The sequence below is a fragment of the Frankia sp. EI5c genome (assembly GCF_001636565.1).
Classification (GTDB): Bacteria; Actinomycetota; Actinomycetes; order Frankiales; family Frankiaceae; genus Parafrankia.
Map to the genome: position 1 here is coordinate 1 of NZ_LRTK01000125.1, position 13,555 is coordinate 13,555.

Consider the following 13,555-nt stretch of genomic DNA (forward strand, 5'->3'; position numbering starts at 1 on the left):
ACTGGCCGCTGCCGAACAACCGCCGCCGGCCCACCCCGCAGCTTCTCGCTCTGCTCGCCGAGGTCTACGACACCAGCATCCACAACCTCATCGACCTCGACGACCGCGAACACCTCACCCCCGCCGACCTGCTCCTCATCGACACCGCGCGCCGAGGCCGTCGATCGGCGGGGTCACCGCCTGTGGACTCGTCCTCCAGGCGGGCCGGCCCCGGTTTCGAGTCGGGACATAGCGGCGGTACCCCCAAGAGACGGCGTCTCGATGCGACTGCTGGAAGCATCGAGTGGGTGGATGCACTCGGCCGCCGCGGGTTTACCCTCCTTGCCGGATCGGCCGTCGTGGCGGGTCTTGTCGGCATCGGGCGCGCCCGCCACGTCGACCCGGCGCTCGTCTCCTATTTCGACAGCCAGCTGAAGGGCCACTACCACGCGGACATGCTGCTCGGCGCTGGCGCGTTGATCGGCACTGTCGCCTCCCAATGTGAGGTCATCGCGCAGTTGGTGGACTCAGCGGACGGATCGACCCGCCAGCGCATGGCGAAGGTCGGCTCGTCGTTCGCCGCGTTCGCCGCCTGGCTGTGGCTCGACGCCGGCGACCCGGCCGCGGCGATGCGCTGCCACGACGCCGCGCTGGAACTGGCCCACCGCTGCGGGGAGCGTGACGCCGTGGCCTGCGCACTGGTCGACCGGGCGATGGCCTACACGGACCTGGGAAACGCGCAGGCCGTGATCGACCTGTGCCAGGCCGCGCTGGTCGACGCGCGACGTCTCTCGCCCGAGGTCCAGGTGTTCGCCTTGCAGCAGCAGGCACACGGCGCCTCGCTGCGCGGCGACCGCCGTCAGGTCGATCTCTTGCTTGATCAGGCTGGCCGGCTCGTGGATCACGTCGACATCGAGGAGTGGGGCACAGCCTGCCGCCGCACCGACGGCTACGTCGAAGTACAGCGCGCCACCTGCTACGGCCGGCTCGGTCTCGCCGACGACGCCGACCGTCTCTGGCAGCAGATCATTCCCGCCGCACCCCCGTCAGCCCGCCGCGACGTCGGGGTGTGGTCGGCGCGCCACGCGGTCGCCGCCGCACGACGGGGAGAACCGGAACGGGCAGTGGAACTCGCGCGCCAGGCGAGCGCGCTCGCGGTGGAGACCGGCTCCGCGCGCGCCCGGCGGGAACTGGACACAGTCGCGGCGGCGATGGCCCCGTGGCGCGCTCACCCCGTCGGCCAGGATCTGGCGGACGTGCTTGCGCCCGTCAATATCGACGAGCCAGGGAGGGATCATGGCTGAGGCACTGTCCCGGGAACAGATCGAGGAACACCTCAAGACCCTGGACGGATGGACGACCGACGGCCGGCGCATCGAACGGCTCTACTCGATACCCCACATCCAGGGCGCGGCGTTGGTCATGCACATCGCCGCCGTGCAGAACGAGTTCGGCCACCACTCCGACGCCACGCTCGGCTACAAGACCGTGCACGTGTCCATCAGCTCCAGTGACATCGGCGGCTACGTCGCCGAGCACGACATCGAGCTCGCCAGGCGCATTCAGACAATCGCATCAGCGCATGGAGCAGGGTAGAGAACAGGCCATGCCGGGGCGGAGTTGTTGGCCTGACGTGCGACAGGTCGGCCGTGTGATCAGTCGGCCCGCGGGAAGCCGCACGGCTCTGGAAGGGCACGGCCGTCGGCCGCGACCTTGACGGGATCTTCGCTCTGGAGAAGGAGACCTGACGTGGCGGACACNCCCGTGCCTCTGGCCGACGACGAGATCGAGGCGCGGCTGCGCGAGCTACCCGGCTGGGCCCGCGTCAGCCAGGAGATCACCAAGACCTTCCGCATCCGCTACCACGGCGGGGTCGCCCTGATCGTGCACGTCGCCGATGTCGAGCGGCTGATCGGCCACCATGCGGACATTGACCTGCGCTGGGACAGCATCCGTTTCGGGATCACCACTCACGACGCCGGGCACCGGCTCACCGCGGCCGACTTCGATCTCGCACGGCGCATCGACGCCATCGCCCAGGCCCACGGCGCGGAGTCGGCCGTCTCGTCGGTGGGACGCGGCGGGATGGGAAGACGATGATGGTGTGGCAGCTGCGTGGAAGGATCGTTAGTGGGACACGTGGCGCGGTGCGACAGCTCGTGTAGCTGAGATGGCAATGGAGGTAAAAATCGTGCANTCGGATGACTCTGGCGATGAGCTGCGCGTGACCTTCTACTGCAAGGATCCGGGCTCCGTGGACATCGACGACTGCGCCGCCTTCTACCAGACGGATCGCCGTAGCTGGATCGTGCANGGCAAGCGGCGGGGNGACGCGGTGGCGGCGCAGTTGCATGCGCTTGCGGTTGACGAGACGTTCGTGGAGATCCCTGAGCCGTTGGTGGAGCTTCTTGTCCATCGGTATGTCAAGGAGCGGTATGGAACTGATCTCGGTAGCGCGGCGGGCTGAGCTGATCGGGAACGCCCGGAGTGTCCTGAAGTTGGAGCTGAGAGACCACTACGCGGTTGACCGAGAGCTGTTCGCGGCATGGCAGGTAGGGAGCACGGATGCGCTTGGCCGTGCGGCTGCGGCCTCGCGGGACAGGGTTGCCGCCCGCGTGGCGGGAGGGATGAGCCTGCGGCGGGTGAAGGTGGTGTCCGAGCCGCTGTCGGAGTACCAGCGGTTCGCGTTTGACTACAGCGCGCATGCGGTGGCTGCCGGAGAGGACATCCGATGGCTTCCGCGGCGGCTCACGTCGACCGTCCTACTGCCGGGCAATGACTTCTTCGTGCTGGACGACGAGCTTGTGATCTTCAACGTTCTCGATGGCGAGGACAACCGGGCCGAACAACAGCTCCACCGGGACGCCGGCACGGTGAAGCTGTGCCGCAGCGCATTCGACGTGGCCTGGGCGGTTGCGGTCCCGCATCAGGCGTATTCAGCGCCCTAGCAGGTGCGCGCATTGGGGGATCCGGCAGATGCCGCTCGGCGGGCGTTCGCCGTCCGGCTCCGCGACCTGCGCAAGGACGCGGGCCTGACGGGGCAGGACCTGGCCGCGCGCACCGGGCTGCACAACACGAAGATCTCCAGGATCGAGCACGCCCAGCAGAATCCCTCGGAAGACGACATCCGAGCATGGTGCACCGCTTGCGGAGTGGCTCGGCAGATCCCTGAGCTGATCGCCGTGCACCGCGAGGTCGAACAGATGTGGGCGGAGCACCGCCGCGAGCTTCGGGCGGGGATGGTGCATGTCCAGTCGCGCAGCACCCCACTGTATGGGAGCACGAGGCTGCTTCGCGTCTACGAGTCGAACGTCGTGCCTGGCATCCTGCAAACCCGCNGGTATGTGGTCGCGGCGCTGACGACCAGCGCCCGCGTCCACGGCCTCCCGCTTGAGGACGTGGAAGCGGCTGCGGACGCCCGGCTGGCCCGGCAGCATCTGGTCACCAAGCCGACCGGAGCCAACACATACAGCTTCGTGATCGAGGCCGGTGCGCTGGAGCACGGCTTCGGCGGGGACGCCGTGATGCACGAGCAGCTCGACCTCCTGCTGCGCGTGACCAGGCTGCCGAACGTCGCTTTCGGGATCATCCCTCCGCTCAGCAGCCGAGACATCCGACCGGGAGAGGGCTTCTACCTCTTCGACGACCAGCTCGTGCGCACCGAGATGTGGGCAGGCGGGTACCGGACACGGCGCCCAGACCAGATCGCCTTCTACGTAAGGATCTTCAACGCGCTGCGGGCCCTAGCCGTCCATGGTGCCGCCGCGCGGGAACTGATCGAGAGAGCGCGCGACAGCCTGCAAACTCGTGAAAACTCCTAGCCCTTCCGCAGTAGATCTTCTTACGGTGATGATGCCGCCGACGCATGACCACTGTGAGTAACCCTGCTGGCCCATCGGTGACGATGCCCTCGAAAGCCGCGTCAACGTGACGGATTGCGGGATCGCCTGCCAGGTGCCGTGTATCCGGTATTGCACTTCTCTGTCCCATCGACAGCAAGGAGCGTTGCGTGTCCCAGACGGGCAGCACCGCCGTTTCCGGTCAGGCCGATGAGCTTCGTCTGGCCATGGTGCGGGAACTCCGTGAGCAGGAAGCGATTCGGACCGAACTGGTCGCCGCCGCGTTCGCGTCGGTACCGCGGCATCTGTTCGCGCCCGGTGAACCGCTGGAGGCGGCCTACGCGCCGCATGGCACCGTGGTAGCGAAGCGGGACGCGGACGGCCTGGTGCTCAGCGTCATGTCCGCGGCTCATTTGCAGGCGGTCATGCTGGAGCAGGCGTCGGTCGAGCCGGGNATGCGCGTGCTGGAAGTTGGGTCGGGCGGCTACAATGCCGCGCTCCTTCAAGAGCTCGTCGGCCCCGATGGGCGGGTTACCACAGTCGATATCGACCCGGATATCATTACCCGCGCCAGGGCATGCCTCGATGCGGCGGGTTACGAGCGGGTCCGGACACTGACGGCCGACGCCGAGTTCGGCGTTCCGGAGGCGGCTCCTTTCGACCGGATCTTGGTTACCGCCGCGGCCTGGGATATCCCCTTGGCATGGATTTCTCAGCTCTCTCTTGACGGGAGACTGGTAGTCCCGCTGCGGATGCGCGGTCTTACTCGGTCGGTAGCCTTTGATCGGGATGGGGACGGGCTGGTGAGCCGGGACTACCGCCTGGCGCGGTTCGTTCCGATGCAGGGTACCGGCGCGTTCGCGGAGCGCAGGGTCCTGCTCCGTGACGGCGTCGCGGTCCAGACCGACGACCCGGCTGTCCGGCTCGACGTCCAGGCTCTGAATGATGCGCTGAGTGCGCCGGCCCTGGAGCTGTGGCCTGGGGCGGTGTGGGATTTTCCCGACGAGTTGGAGCTGTTTGCCGCGCTCAATCTCCCGCGGGTCGCCTCGATCCACGCAAGCCAGCGGCTCATCGACGAGGGTGTGCTCGGCCCGGCGGCCCTGCTGGGTGTGACGATTTTGATCAGCAAGGACAGTTTTGCCTACCGCGCCAAGCGGGCGAATGAGTCTACCGGAGAGTACGAGACCGGCGTCATCGGCCACGGGCCGCAGGCCGAGTCGCTCGCCCAGCAATACGCCGAGGTATTGCGGCGGTGGTCCGATGACCATCGCCGCCGAGGTGCGGCGACCATTCGGTACCGTCCCGCCGCCTCTAGCCCAGGACCGCTCCCCGCAGGTGCCGTGGTGAAGCGCCATGGGGCCATCACGGTCACCTGGTCATAGGACGCCGACTCCGCGACTTCAGGATCACCTGCGCGGTAGTCGGAGTTACCCGCAGTACCCTCACAATCCGAGAGGTGGAAGATCGCATGTCCGTGCTGATTCCAGAGCCGCCCACAGAGGACCTGGACGACTGGGAACTGGACATCACCATCGTCGAGTCCGGCCCGGCTGCCGACCAGCTCATCCGCATGACGGACGACGGCTGCAACTCGACCTGCGCCACAGCCTGCCTCAGCTGCCCCGCGTAACGGCCCGCCCGTTCCGTGTCCCAGTTGCCTCCGGTGCCCGGCGACCCTCCGCGGAGGAGGTCGTCGGGCACCGCAGCATCACGCGTCTACAGGTACCTGGACGCCGCGTTGGTCCGGGCACCGGCCTGGCAGCCAGATTCCGACAGCCTGCCGTGGCCGGACCTGGCCGGCGCTGGGGCCACGCCCGCTTCCTGGCGGGCGTGGCTGCACGAGGTATGGCACCTCCCCGAGTTCGCCCGCGCGGTCGAGGCTGCCAGCCCTGATCTCGGCCGCCAGGTGGCCCGGATTCTCAGCCAACGGGAGTGTCCTGAAGCGCTCACGCGGCGAGCGGTGCTGGCGACGATGCGGTACCTGCTGCGGGCGTCCAGCCGGGCCACTCCGTTCGGTCTGCTGGCAGGTGTTGCCCCGGTCCGCATTGGTACCGGCGCGAGGAGCCGGATGGGCAGCGAGCACCATGCGGTAGTCAGAGCGGACATGTCCTGGGTGACCGGCGTGATCGAACGGTTCGAGTCCGCGCCGGACCTCGGCCCGTACCTCACCGTGACCGCCAACAACCTCGCGGTCCGGCGCGCCGACCACCTGCTCCTTGAACACCGGTCACGCGGCGCCGCCGGCGGTGCACCGGACCGCGTGCGCGTACGCGCGACTGGGCCGGTCGTCGCCGCGGTCGAGGTCGCACGGCACCCGATCCAGGTCGCCGACCTGGCCGCCGCGCTCGCGGACCGGTTCCCTGCCGTTCCCGGCGCCGTGATCAGAAATCTCATCGCCGGGCTGGTCCACCAGCGTTTCCTGATCAGCGACCTGCGTGTCCCGACGACGTCTCTCGACCCTGTGGCTGCCCTGCTGGACACGTTCGACGCACTCCCGCTGTCCGACGACAGCGAGGCCGCCAGGCAGCGGGCCGCCCTGCACGCGATCCAAGCGGCATTCACCAGGCACAACAGGGCCATCGACCCCGCCGCCGCCAAGGACGAGCGGACGCAGGCGGAGGCCCTGATACCGGGCCTGCACCCCTCAGCCGGACTGGCCCCAGTGATTGACCTCCGGTTGGGCTGGGACCTGACCATCCCACGGGCGATCGCCGCGGATGCCGCCGACGCCGCTGCGCTCTTGTGCCGGCTGGCGAGACGCCCCGCCCTCAGCGCCGGCTGGGTTGCCTGGCACACCGCGTTTTTGGAGCGCTATGGACCGCGGGCCATGGTCCCTGTTCTCGATGTGGTCGACCCCGGCACCGGCCTCGGCTACCCCGCCGGCTACCTGGACTCCCCGCATCCCTCGCCACCGGCTTCGCTTACCGAGCGCGACCGGACGCTCCTCAAGATCGCCCAGACCTGCGCGATGCGGGGTGTCCGCGAAATCACGCTCGATGACCGCCTCATCCGCGAGCTCTCCGCGGTCGACCACGGGCACCCGATACAGCCAAGCACCGAAATAACGGTGCGCGTCCACGCGCGGCGCGTCCAGGACCTCGACGACGGGCAGTTCTCGCTACACGTCACCGGCGTNTCACNGGCCGCCGGGACTACCGCCGGACGCTTCCTCGGGGTCCTCGACGATGCGGACCGTGATCGGATGAGCCACGTGTACGCGGGACTACCAGCCGTGCACGGCGGCGCGATCCTCGCGCAGATCTCCGCGCCNCCGCTGCACGCGAAGACCGAGAACGTCGCTCGCGCACCACGGGTAGCCGACCTGGTCATCTCGCTCGGGGAGTACCACGCGGCAAGCGCGGACCAGATCCCGGTCACCGACCTGGCCGTGACCGCGGACGCCAGCCGCCTGCACCTGGTCTCCGTCTCCCGGCGGCGGCCGGTGCACACGATCCTGCCCACCGCGGTCGATCTGGCCTACCACTCCCAGCCGCTGGCCCGGTTTCTCCTCGAAGCCCCTGTCGCACTCGCAGCCCCGTGCGCGGGCTTCGACTGGGGCGCCGCGCACGCCCTGCCGTTCCTTCCCGCGGTTCGCTACGGCCGTGTCGTCCTCTCGCCGGCTCGCTGGGTACTCACCGCCTCCGATCTGCCCGACCAAGCCGACGGCCCGGTCTGGGACAAAGCGCTGGCCGCGTGGCGCGCTCACCTCGCCATTCCCCGATGGGTTTACCTGGGCGACGGTGACCAGTGCATCCGCCTGGATCTGAACGAGCCATCTCACCGAGTCCTGCTGCGCACGCACGTGGATCGTGGGGAGGAGGCGATGCTGCGCGCCGCGCCCAGCCCGGACGACCTGGGCTGGGCCGAAGGCCGAGTCCACGAGATCGCCATCCCGCTGGCCGCCGCCGGCCAAGCCGTAGCACCCGTCAGCGGGCCCGGCGAGGTCACCCCGCGCCGCCACGGCCACCCGCCGGCCTGCGGCGGACGGCTCTACCTCCAGTTGCACGGCCCTGCCGACGATCAGGACACCATCCTGATCCGCTACCTCCCGGACCTGATCGGCCGCCTCAGCAGCGTGGTGAACACCTGGTGGTTCCTCCGTTACGGCACTCCCGGCGATCATCTCCGACTACGTCTCAGCCTTGGCCGCCACCGACCGGGGCCGGCGGCGGAGCAGATCAGCGCCTGGACGCAGGCCCTCCATGACGCCGGGCTCATCACGCACGCGACCTGGGAAACCTCCTTCCCGGAGACGGCGCGCTTCGGCGGCAGCGCGGCACTCGACACAGCGGAAGCCTTCTTCGCCGCCGACTCGGTAGCGGCGCTGGCCCAGCTACGGGCATGCGCCGCGACGAGTGGCCCAGACCCTCGGGCACTGACAGCCGCCAGCCTCGTGAACATCGCCGCTGGTCTGATCGGCGACCAGGCCGAGGCCATGCGCTGGCTGGTGAATCACACGGCCACCGATCCGGCCCCGCCCCCGCGGACGCTCTACGACCAGGCCGTGGCACTCGTCAACCCGCNGCCCGCCGCCGCCACGCCAGCACTTGACACGGACACGCTCGCCGCCTGGGCAGAACGCGAGGCCGCGCTCGCCACCTATCGGCGCGCTCTCGACCAGTTCGGCACGACGCCGGCCCAGGATCTGCTTCCCGATCTCCTGCACCTGCACCATGCACGGATCGCCACACCGAATCGCGCCGCGGAACGCGTCTGTCTCCACCTGGCCAGGGCCGCCGCCCTCAGCTGGCTCGCCCGCGCGCGAACGGCCGCACACCGATGATCATTCCAGTCATGCCAGACGCGCTGGCCCTTGCCGACGCGCTGGCCGAGCGGCTGGCCGACCCACTCATTGTGTGGCCCGATGGGCGCCCAACCACCGCACGGTCCTGGCCGCAGTCCTTGGCCGGGGGCGCCGCGGGTGTCGCCCTGCTGCACCTCGAACGGGCCCGCTCTGGCCGCGGCTCCTGGAAAACAGCGCACTACTGGCTGTCGGAGGCCGTCAGCGACGAGATCACCGCGGCGCCGAACGCGAGCCTGTTCTTCGGGGCGCCCACGCTCGCCTTCGTGCTGAACATCGCTGCGGAGTATCCCGAACAGACCAGGTTCCACCGAGCTCTCGCAGCCCTCGACCGCGCCACCATCGCGCTCACCCGCACCCGCCTGGCCCAGGCACAGGCCCGACTCGACCGCGGCGACTACGCCGAGATGCGCGAGTTCGACCTGATCCGGGGACTCGCCGGGTTGAGCGTCTACCACCTCAACGCCCACCCCGACCATGTGATCACCCACGACTGTCTGGCCTACCTCGTCCGGCTGACCGAACCACTGCCCCGCGCGGACACCGCTCTTCCACCGTGGTGGACACGTGTCGCACCGAACGGAGAGCCGGACTCGCGCTATCCACACGGCCACGGGAACCTCGGTGTCTCGCACGGCATCGGCGCGGTGCTAGCGGTCCTGTCACTGGCGTTGCTGGCTGNGGTGGGCAGCCCACCGGGCCTCGCCGAAGCGATCGCCCGCCTCGCCGCCTGGACTGACCTGTGGCGACAGCACGACGGCGACGCTTACTGGTGGCCGGGGCTCGTCACCCCCGAGCAAGTCGGCCAGCAGCGGGTCCACCCCGACCTGCGCCCCGTCGCCTCTTGGTGCTACGGCGTCGCCGGGACGGCCCGCGCGCAGCAACTCGCAGGTATGGCGCTCCGCGACCCCGAGCGCAAACACACCGCCGAAGCCGCGATGCTCGCCGTACTCCGCAGCCCCGCCCAGCTCGGCCGACTATCGAGCACCGGACTGTGTCACGGGACGGCCGGGCTGCTGCACTGCGCGTGGCGGATGGCTGCCGACGCCACCACACCCGAGATCGGCGCCGAACTCCCGCGGCTGGCCACGCACGTGACCGCCCAGCTCACCAACAGCCCGGCGGCGCCGAATCCCGACCTACTCGACGGCACCACCGGCGTCGCGCTCGCCCTGCACACCCTCGGCACCGGCCGCGTCCCCGCCCCGTGCTGGGACTCCTTCCTCACCGTCGCCTGACCCGGAGGCACTCCTTGGAACCGTGGAACCAAGTGAACGTCGCGTTCCACGACTGGAACCTGTCCGAGCCCCTCGTCCTCACCCACCTCGCCCCACACATCACCGCAGCCGAGACCAGCGGCCAGATCCACGCCTGGTTCTTCATCCGCAAGCATCCCTGCTGGCGGATCCGCTACCTGCCCGCCGCAGCTGACGGCTCGACCCGAGCCGGCGTCGAAAGCCACCTTCAGCGGCTGACAACGGCGGGCCACATCGCTGGCTGGACGACAGCTGTCTACGAGCCGGAGATCCACGCATTCGGCGGCCCGGAAGCCATGGCCGTCGCCCACCGGCTCTTCCACCACGATAGCCGAGCCCTGCTCACCCACGCTCACTCAAGCCACAGCGACGCGGGAGCCCGCCAGCGACGCGAGACCTCGCTCCTGCTCTGCTCGCACCTGATGCGCAGCGCCCATCAGGACTGGTACGAGCAAGGAGACGTCTGGGCCCGCGTCGCCGCGCACCGCTCCCCATCGACAGTCATGACGCCCGATCACGCACGCCGCGTTTCTTCGGCTGTCCAACGCCTGATCAGCGTCGACACCGACGCCGTGACGAGCGCCGACGCCCCGCTGGCCTACCTGGCCGCCTCGGCCGCCGCCTACGCCTCCGCTGGCAAGGACCTCGCCAGCCTCTGGGACGCCGGTCGTCTTCACCGCGGCCTCCGCGACATCCTCGCTCACCACGTGATCTTCTCCTGGAACCGGCTGGGCCTCCCGTACGCGGAACAAGCCGCACTCGCAGCCACTGCGAAAGCCGTCGTCTTCGGCACAGACCCTGCGACCATGCACGCCGGATAGTGGAGATCATGCTCACCACCACCCGCTCAACGAGGTGACTACGATTAGAGACAGTTCTGCGGGTTCGGCTGATCAGCTGCGTGAGGAACTCACGGACCGCCTGGTCCAGCACGACGTGATCCGAACTGCGGCGATCGAGGAGGCGTTTCGCCAGGTCCCGCGGCATCTGTTCCTGCCCGATGTGCCGGTGGAGCGGGCCTACGCCAACGACGCGGTCTACACCAAGCACGACCCGGNAGGGGTGTCGATCAGCGCGGCGTCCCAGCCCGCGACCGTGGCCATGATGCTCCGCCAGCTCGACCCCAACCCCGGCGAGAAAATCTTGGAGATCGGGGCGGGCACCGGCTACAACGCGGCGCTCATCGGCGCGATCGTCGGCGAGACCGGCCAGGTCACCACCATCGACGTCGATCTCGACCTCGTCGAAGGCGCCCGCACGCACCTCGCCGCCGCCGGCATCACCAGCGTCGACGTCGTCCTCGGCGACGGCGCCCTCGGACATCCGGCCAGCAGCCCCTACGACCGGATCATCGCGACTGTCAGCGCCTTCGAGACACCCACCGCCTGGCTGGACCAGCTCGCCCCCGGCGGCCGGCTCATCCTGCCGCTGCGGCTACGCGGCACGAACTCCCGCAGCATCGTCTTCCACCGCGCCGCGGACGGCTGGCACAGCCTCGACAGCCAGCAGACCGTCTTCATGCCGCTGCGCGGTCTCGGCGATGACGCCCGCCGCATCGTCCCTCTCACCGCCGAGAAGGACGTGACCTTGCAGGTCCACAAGGACCAGAACGTCGACGGCCNCGCCCTGACCGGCGTGCTGGACAGCGGGCACCACGAGGAGTGGACCGGGGTGTTCTTCCCGCCCGAGGTGTCCCTGGAATGGATGGACCTGTGGCTGTGCCTCACCCTCGACAACGCCCTCATGCGGATGAACGTCGACGCCNGCGCCGTCGACCGGGGCCAGGTCACCCCGATGTACCCGTGGGGGTCGATGGCCACCACCCGCGACGCCGACCTGGCCTACCTCGTCATCCGCCCCGCCCCGCCAACCCCTGACGGCGGACGGCTGTTCGAGGTCGGCGTCCGCGGCCACGGACCCGGCGGCGCCCACCTCGCACGGCGGGTCGCCGAGGAGATCCGCACCTGGGACAAGATCTACCGCGCCCGCACGGTCCGCTTCGAGATCCCCGACACACCACCAGAAGCCGACCCCGCCGCCGGCAGGTTCGTCCTCGACCGCCCGACGCACCCCATCACCGTCATCTGGGAGTAGCCGTGGACCCCGCGGGCGCGACGGTGCGCCGTTTCCCTTTGATGCCACGCCCGCGGCCGGCATGCTCTGCGCTCGATACCCGTGTCGGCGAGCTGTGCGCCCTCGCCGACACGGCGCAGCAAACGGGGGACCGCGCCACCGCCTCCGCTGTGTTCAACCAGGCTGCCCTGTTCGCCTCCGACGTCGGCCTGTCCGACCTCGCACGCGCCTGGTGTCACCGCCACGCCGAGCTTCACCTGCACACACAGGCCCTGACCGCCCAGGCCGCACGCCACGCCCTCGAACCCCTCGTCAACCTCGCACGCCTGCACATCCGCGCTGGCGCCGGTGACGCCGCCGCACGCCTTCTCGACAGCCTCTACCAGGCCGTCAGCACGGGTACCGACGTCGTCCTGGACGACGTCGTGGTGCCCGCCGCGAGGCTCACCGCGACCGTGGACGACCACGCAAAGCTGCGTCAGTGGCTGTGGACGGTGCTGCTCGCCGACGGCGTCCGCGCCCGCACCACCGCCGGCCGCTGGCAGGATGCCCTGGCCTTTCTACGCCGGCACAAAGGGATCGGTCAGCGCATGTTCGACGGCCGCCAAGTCGCCATCATCGCGAGCGCCATCACCGGCAACTGGGCGGACGCGCAGGCACTTGTCAATGCCACAGCCTGCACCGAACCCTGGGAAACAGCCGTGAGTGACTGCCTCGGGGTGCTGTGCCGACATCCCGAAGATCCAGCCGCTCCGGCCTTCGCCACCGCGATGCTCGACCACTGCGGCCAGCTCGACCACAGGACCATGCCGATAACATTCCGCACCCGCGTCTGCCTCACGGCTCTCGACGCTGCCAGCAACGTCAACGACGTCGATCCGCGGCCGTTGGCCCACACAGTGATCCACCAAGTGCTGGATGCCGAAGACGGCTACGCCGCACGAGACCTGTTATGGGCACCCTCTGCCGGCCGATACCTCGATGCACGCCAAGCCCGCGACCTCACCGAGCTCGTGAGCATCTGCGGCCTGGAAGGCGGCGCCATCCCAGCACGCCTCCACGTGGATCTGTCGACCGCGCTGGACGCGAGCGCGGCAGTGCTTGCGGGCACGCTCACCATACCGTTGGATTCGTGACGTAACGATTACCGTAAGAATTGTCCGTGTCGTGGACGTCCGGAAGATCGGCCAGTCGGTTCCGGAGAGGAGGTAGCGCGTCGTCATGAGCAGGCCCAGCCAGCNGGTGGAGCAGGACGAGCTGCGGGCGCGGATGCGCGCGGTCGGCATGTCGCATGACGAGATCGCGATCGAGTTCGCCCGCCGCTACCAGCTGCGGCCCCGTGCGGCCCACCGGGTGGCGCANGGCTGGACCCAGATGCAGGCCGCGAACCACATCAACGCTTACGCCGCACGCGTTGGTCTCGATCCGCAGGGTGCTGCTCCGATGACCGCTCCGCGGTTGTCGGAGCTGGAGAACGTGCGCCACGAGGCGCCCACAACCCGAGTGGAGGTGAAAGACCACCACCTCTGCCCTGTCGCAGCAGGGCGGTGAAGCTGAGGGCAGCTCTTCCCGGGGAACGCTGGGAGGGGTGGGAAGCAGCCCTGACA

Annotated in this window: 13 protein-coding genes and 8 pseudogenes; all 21 read left to right on the top strand. The window is 69.3% G+C overall.

Features of this window, described 5'->3' with window-relative positions:
• The first annotated feature begins 287 nt into the window (after positions 1-287).
• The gene (locus UG55_RS25985; protein WP_066074454.1) at positions 288-1,283 is read left to right on the top strand and encodes a hypothetical protein; all 996 of its coding nucleotides are present in this window, start codon (positions 288-290) and stop codon (positions 1,281-1,283) included.
• Positions 1,276-1,575, top strand: coding sequence for a 4a-hydroxytetrahydrobiopterin dehydratase (locus tag UG55_RS25990; protein ID WP_066074427.1), 300 nt, complete (start codon positions 1,276-1,278; stop codon positions 1,573-1,575). Before UG55_RS25985 ends, UG55_RS25990 begins: the two co-directional genes overlap by 8 nt.
• 168 nt (positions 1,576-1,743) lie before the next feature.
• Complete coding sequence (locus UG55_RS25995) at positions 1,744-2,079, top strand: 4a-hydroxytetrahydrobiopterin dehydratase (RefSeq protein WP_066074457.1); 336 nt, start codon at positions 1,744-1,746, stop codon at positions 2,077-2,079.
• 335 nt (positions 2,080-2,414) lie between these two features.
• Entirely contained in the window at positions 2,415-2,927 is a 513-nt protein-coding gene (locus UG55_RS26005) for a DUF6879 family protein (RefSeq protein WP_066074436.1), read from the top strand.
• A 12-nt stretch (positions 2,928-2,939) separates the two neighbouring features.
• Positions 2,940-3,317 (top strand): helix-turn-helix domain-containing protein (locus UG55_RS30525; protein ID WP_206779440.1); only part of this gene is annotated, 378 nt, incomplete at its 3' end.
• 1 nt (position 3,318) lies between these two features.
• Positions 3,319-3,800, top strand: a pseudogene (locus tag UG55_RS48315) (Scr1 family TA system antitoxin-like transcriptional regulator); the annotation flags it as partial.
• A gap of 188 nt (positions 3,801-3,988) precedes the next feature.
• A pseudogene (locus tag UG55_RS44130) lies at positions 3,989-4,272 on the top strand (methyltransferase, FxLD system); the annotation flags it as partial.
• 1 nt (position 4,273) lies between these two features.
• Complete coding sequence (gene fxlM / locus UG55_RS26015; RefSeq protein WP_242425131.1) at positions 4,274-5,200, top strand: methyltransferase, FxLD system; 927 nt, start codon at positions 4,274-4,276, stop codon at positions 5,198-5,200.
• 86 nt (positions 5,201-5,286) lie between these two features.
• On the top strand, positions 5,287-5,448 hold the full coding sequence (locus tag UG55_RS27985; protein ID WP_083987213.1) for an FxLD family lanthipeptide: 162 nt from the start codon (positions 5,287-5,289) through the stop codon (positions 5,446-5,448).
• A gap of 33 nt (positions 5,449-5,481) precedes the next feature.
• Positions 5,482-6,953: lantibiotic dehydratase family protein (locus tag UG55_RS44135; RefSeq protein WP_255360542.1), on the top strand; the 1,472-nt coding region annotated here is incomplete at its 3' end.
• Between the two features lie 6 nt (positions 6,954-6,959).
• A pseudogene (locus tag UG55_RS44140) lies at positions 6,960-7,088 on the top strand (hypothetical protein); the annotation flags it as partial.
• 1 nt (position 7,089) lies between these two features.
• A pseudogene (locus UG55_RS44145) lies at positions 7,090-8,341 on the top strand (thiopeptide-type bacteriocin biosynthesis protein); the annotation flags it as partial.
• Between the two features lies 1 nt (position 8,342).
• Positions 8,343-8,601 (top strand): annotated as a pseudogene (locus tag UG55_RS44150) (lantibiotic dehydratase C-terminal domain-containing protein); the annotation flags it as partial.
• An 11-nt stretch (positions 8,602-8,612) separates the two neighbouring features.
• The coding region (locus UG55_RS44155; RefSeq protein ID WP_304440456.1) for a lanthionine synthetase LanC family protein at positions 8,613-9,300 on the top strand (688 nt) is incomplete at its 3' end.
• A gap of 2 nt (positions 9,301-9,302) precedes the next feature.
• A complete protein-coding gene (locus UG55_RS44160) occupies positions 9,303-9,857 on the top strand; it encodes a lanthionine synthetase LanC family protein (protein WP_242425132.1) in 555 nt (184 codons plus the stop codon).
• Between the two features lie 32 nt (positions 9,858-9,889).
• Positions 9,890-10,696 carry a thiopeptide-type bacteriocin biosynthesis protein gene (locus tag UG55_RS26030; protein WP_242425133.1) on the top strand — a complete coding sequence of 269 codons (807 nt, stop codon included), beginning with the start codon at positions 9,890-9,892 and terminating at the stop codon, positions 10,694-10,696.
• Between the two features lie 115 nt (positions 10,697-10,811).
• A partial coding sequence (locus UG55_RS48320; RefSeq protein WP_242425135.1) for a hypothetical protein occupies positions 10,812-10,932 on the top strand: 121 nt, incomplete at its 3' end.
• 1 nt (position 10,933) lies between these two features.
• Positions 10,934-11,496 (top strand): annotated as a pseudogene (locus UG55_RS44170) (methyltransferase domain-containing protein); the annotation flags it as partial.
• A gap of 1 nt (position 11,497) precedes the next feature.
• Positions 11,498-11,639: pseudogene (locus UG55_RS44175) on the top strand (methyltransferase, FxLD system); the annotation flags it as partial.
• A gap of 1 nt (position 11,640) precedes the next feature.
• A pseudogene (locus UG55_RS44180) lies at positions 11,641-11,969 on the top strand (methyltransferase, FxLD system); the annotation flags it as partial.
• Positions 11,970-11,971: 2 nt separating this feature from the next.
• Positions 11,972-13,084 (top strand): hypothetical protein, encoded by a 1,113-nt coding sequence (locus UG55_RS26040; protein ID WP_083987214.1) that lies wholly within the window; start codon positions 11,972-11,974, stop codon positions 13,082-13,084.
• The last annotated feature ends 471 nt before the right edge of the window (positions 13,085-13,555 follow it).

Bases quoted from the DNA above. Each gene is read 5' to 3' on its own strand.
- fxlM (WP_242425131.1), top strand. From the start codon at position 4,274: ATGCGCGTGCTGGAAGTTGGGTCGGGCGGCTACAATGCCGCGCTCCTT.
- UG55_RS27985 (WP_083987213.1), top strand. From the start codon at position 5,287: ATGTCCGTGCTGATTCCAGAGCCGCCCACAGAGGACCTGGACGACTGG.
- UG55_RS25990 (WP_066074427.1), top strand. From the start codon at position 1,276: ATGGCTGAGGCACTGTCCCGGGAACAGATCGAGGAACACCTCAAGACC.
- UG55_RS26005 (WP_066074436.1), top strand. From the start codon at position 2,415: ATGGAACTGATCTCGGTAGCGCGGCGGGCTGAGCTGATCGGGAACGCC.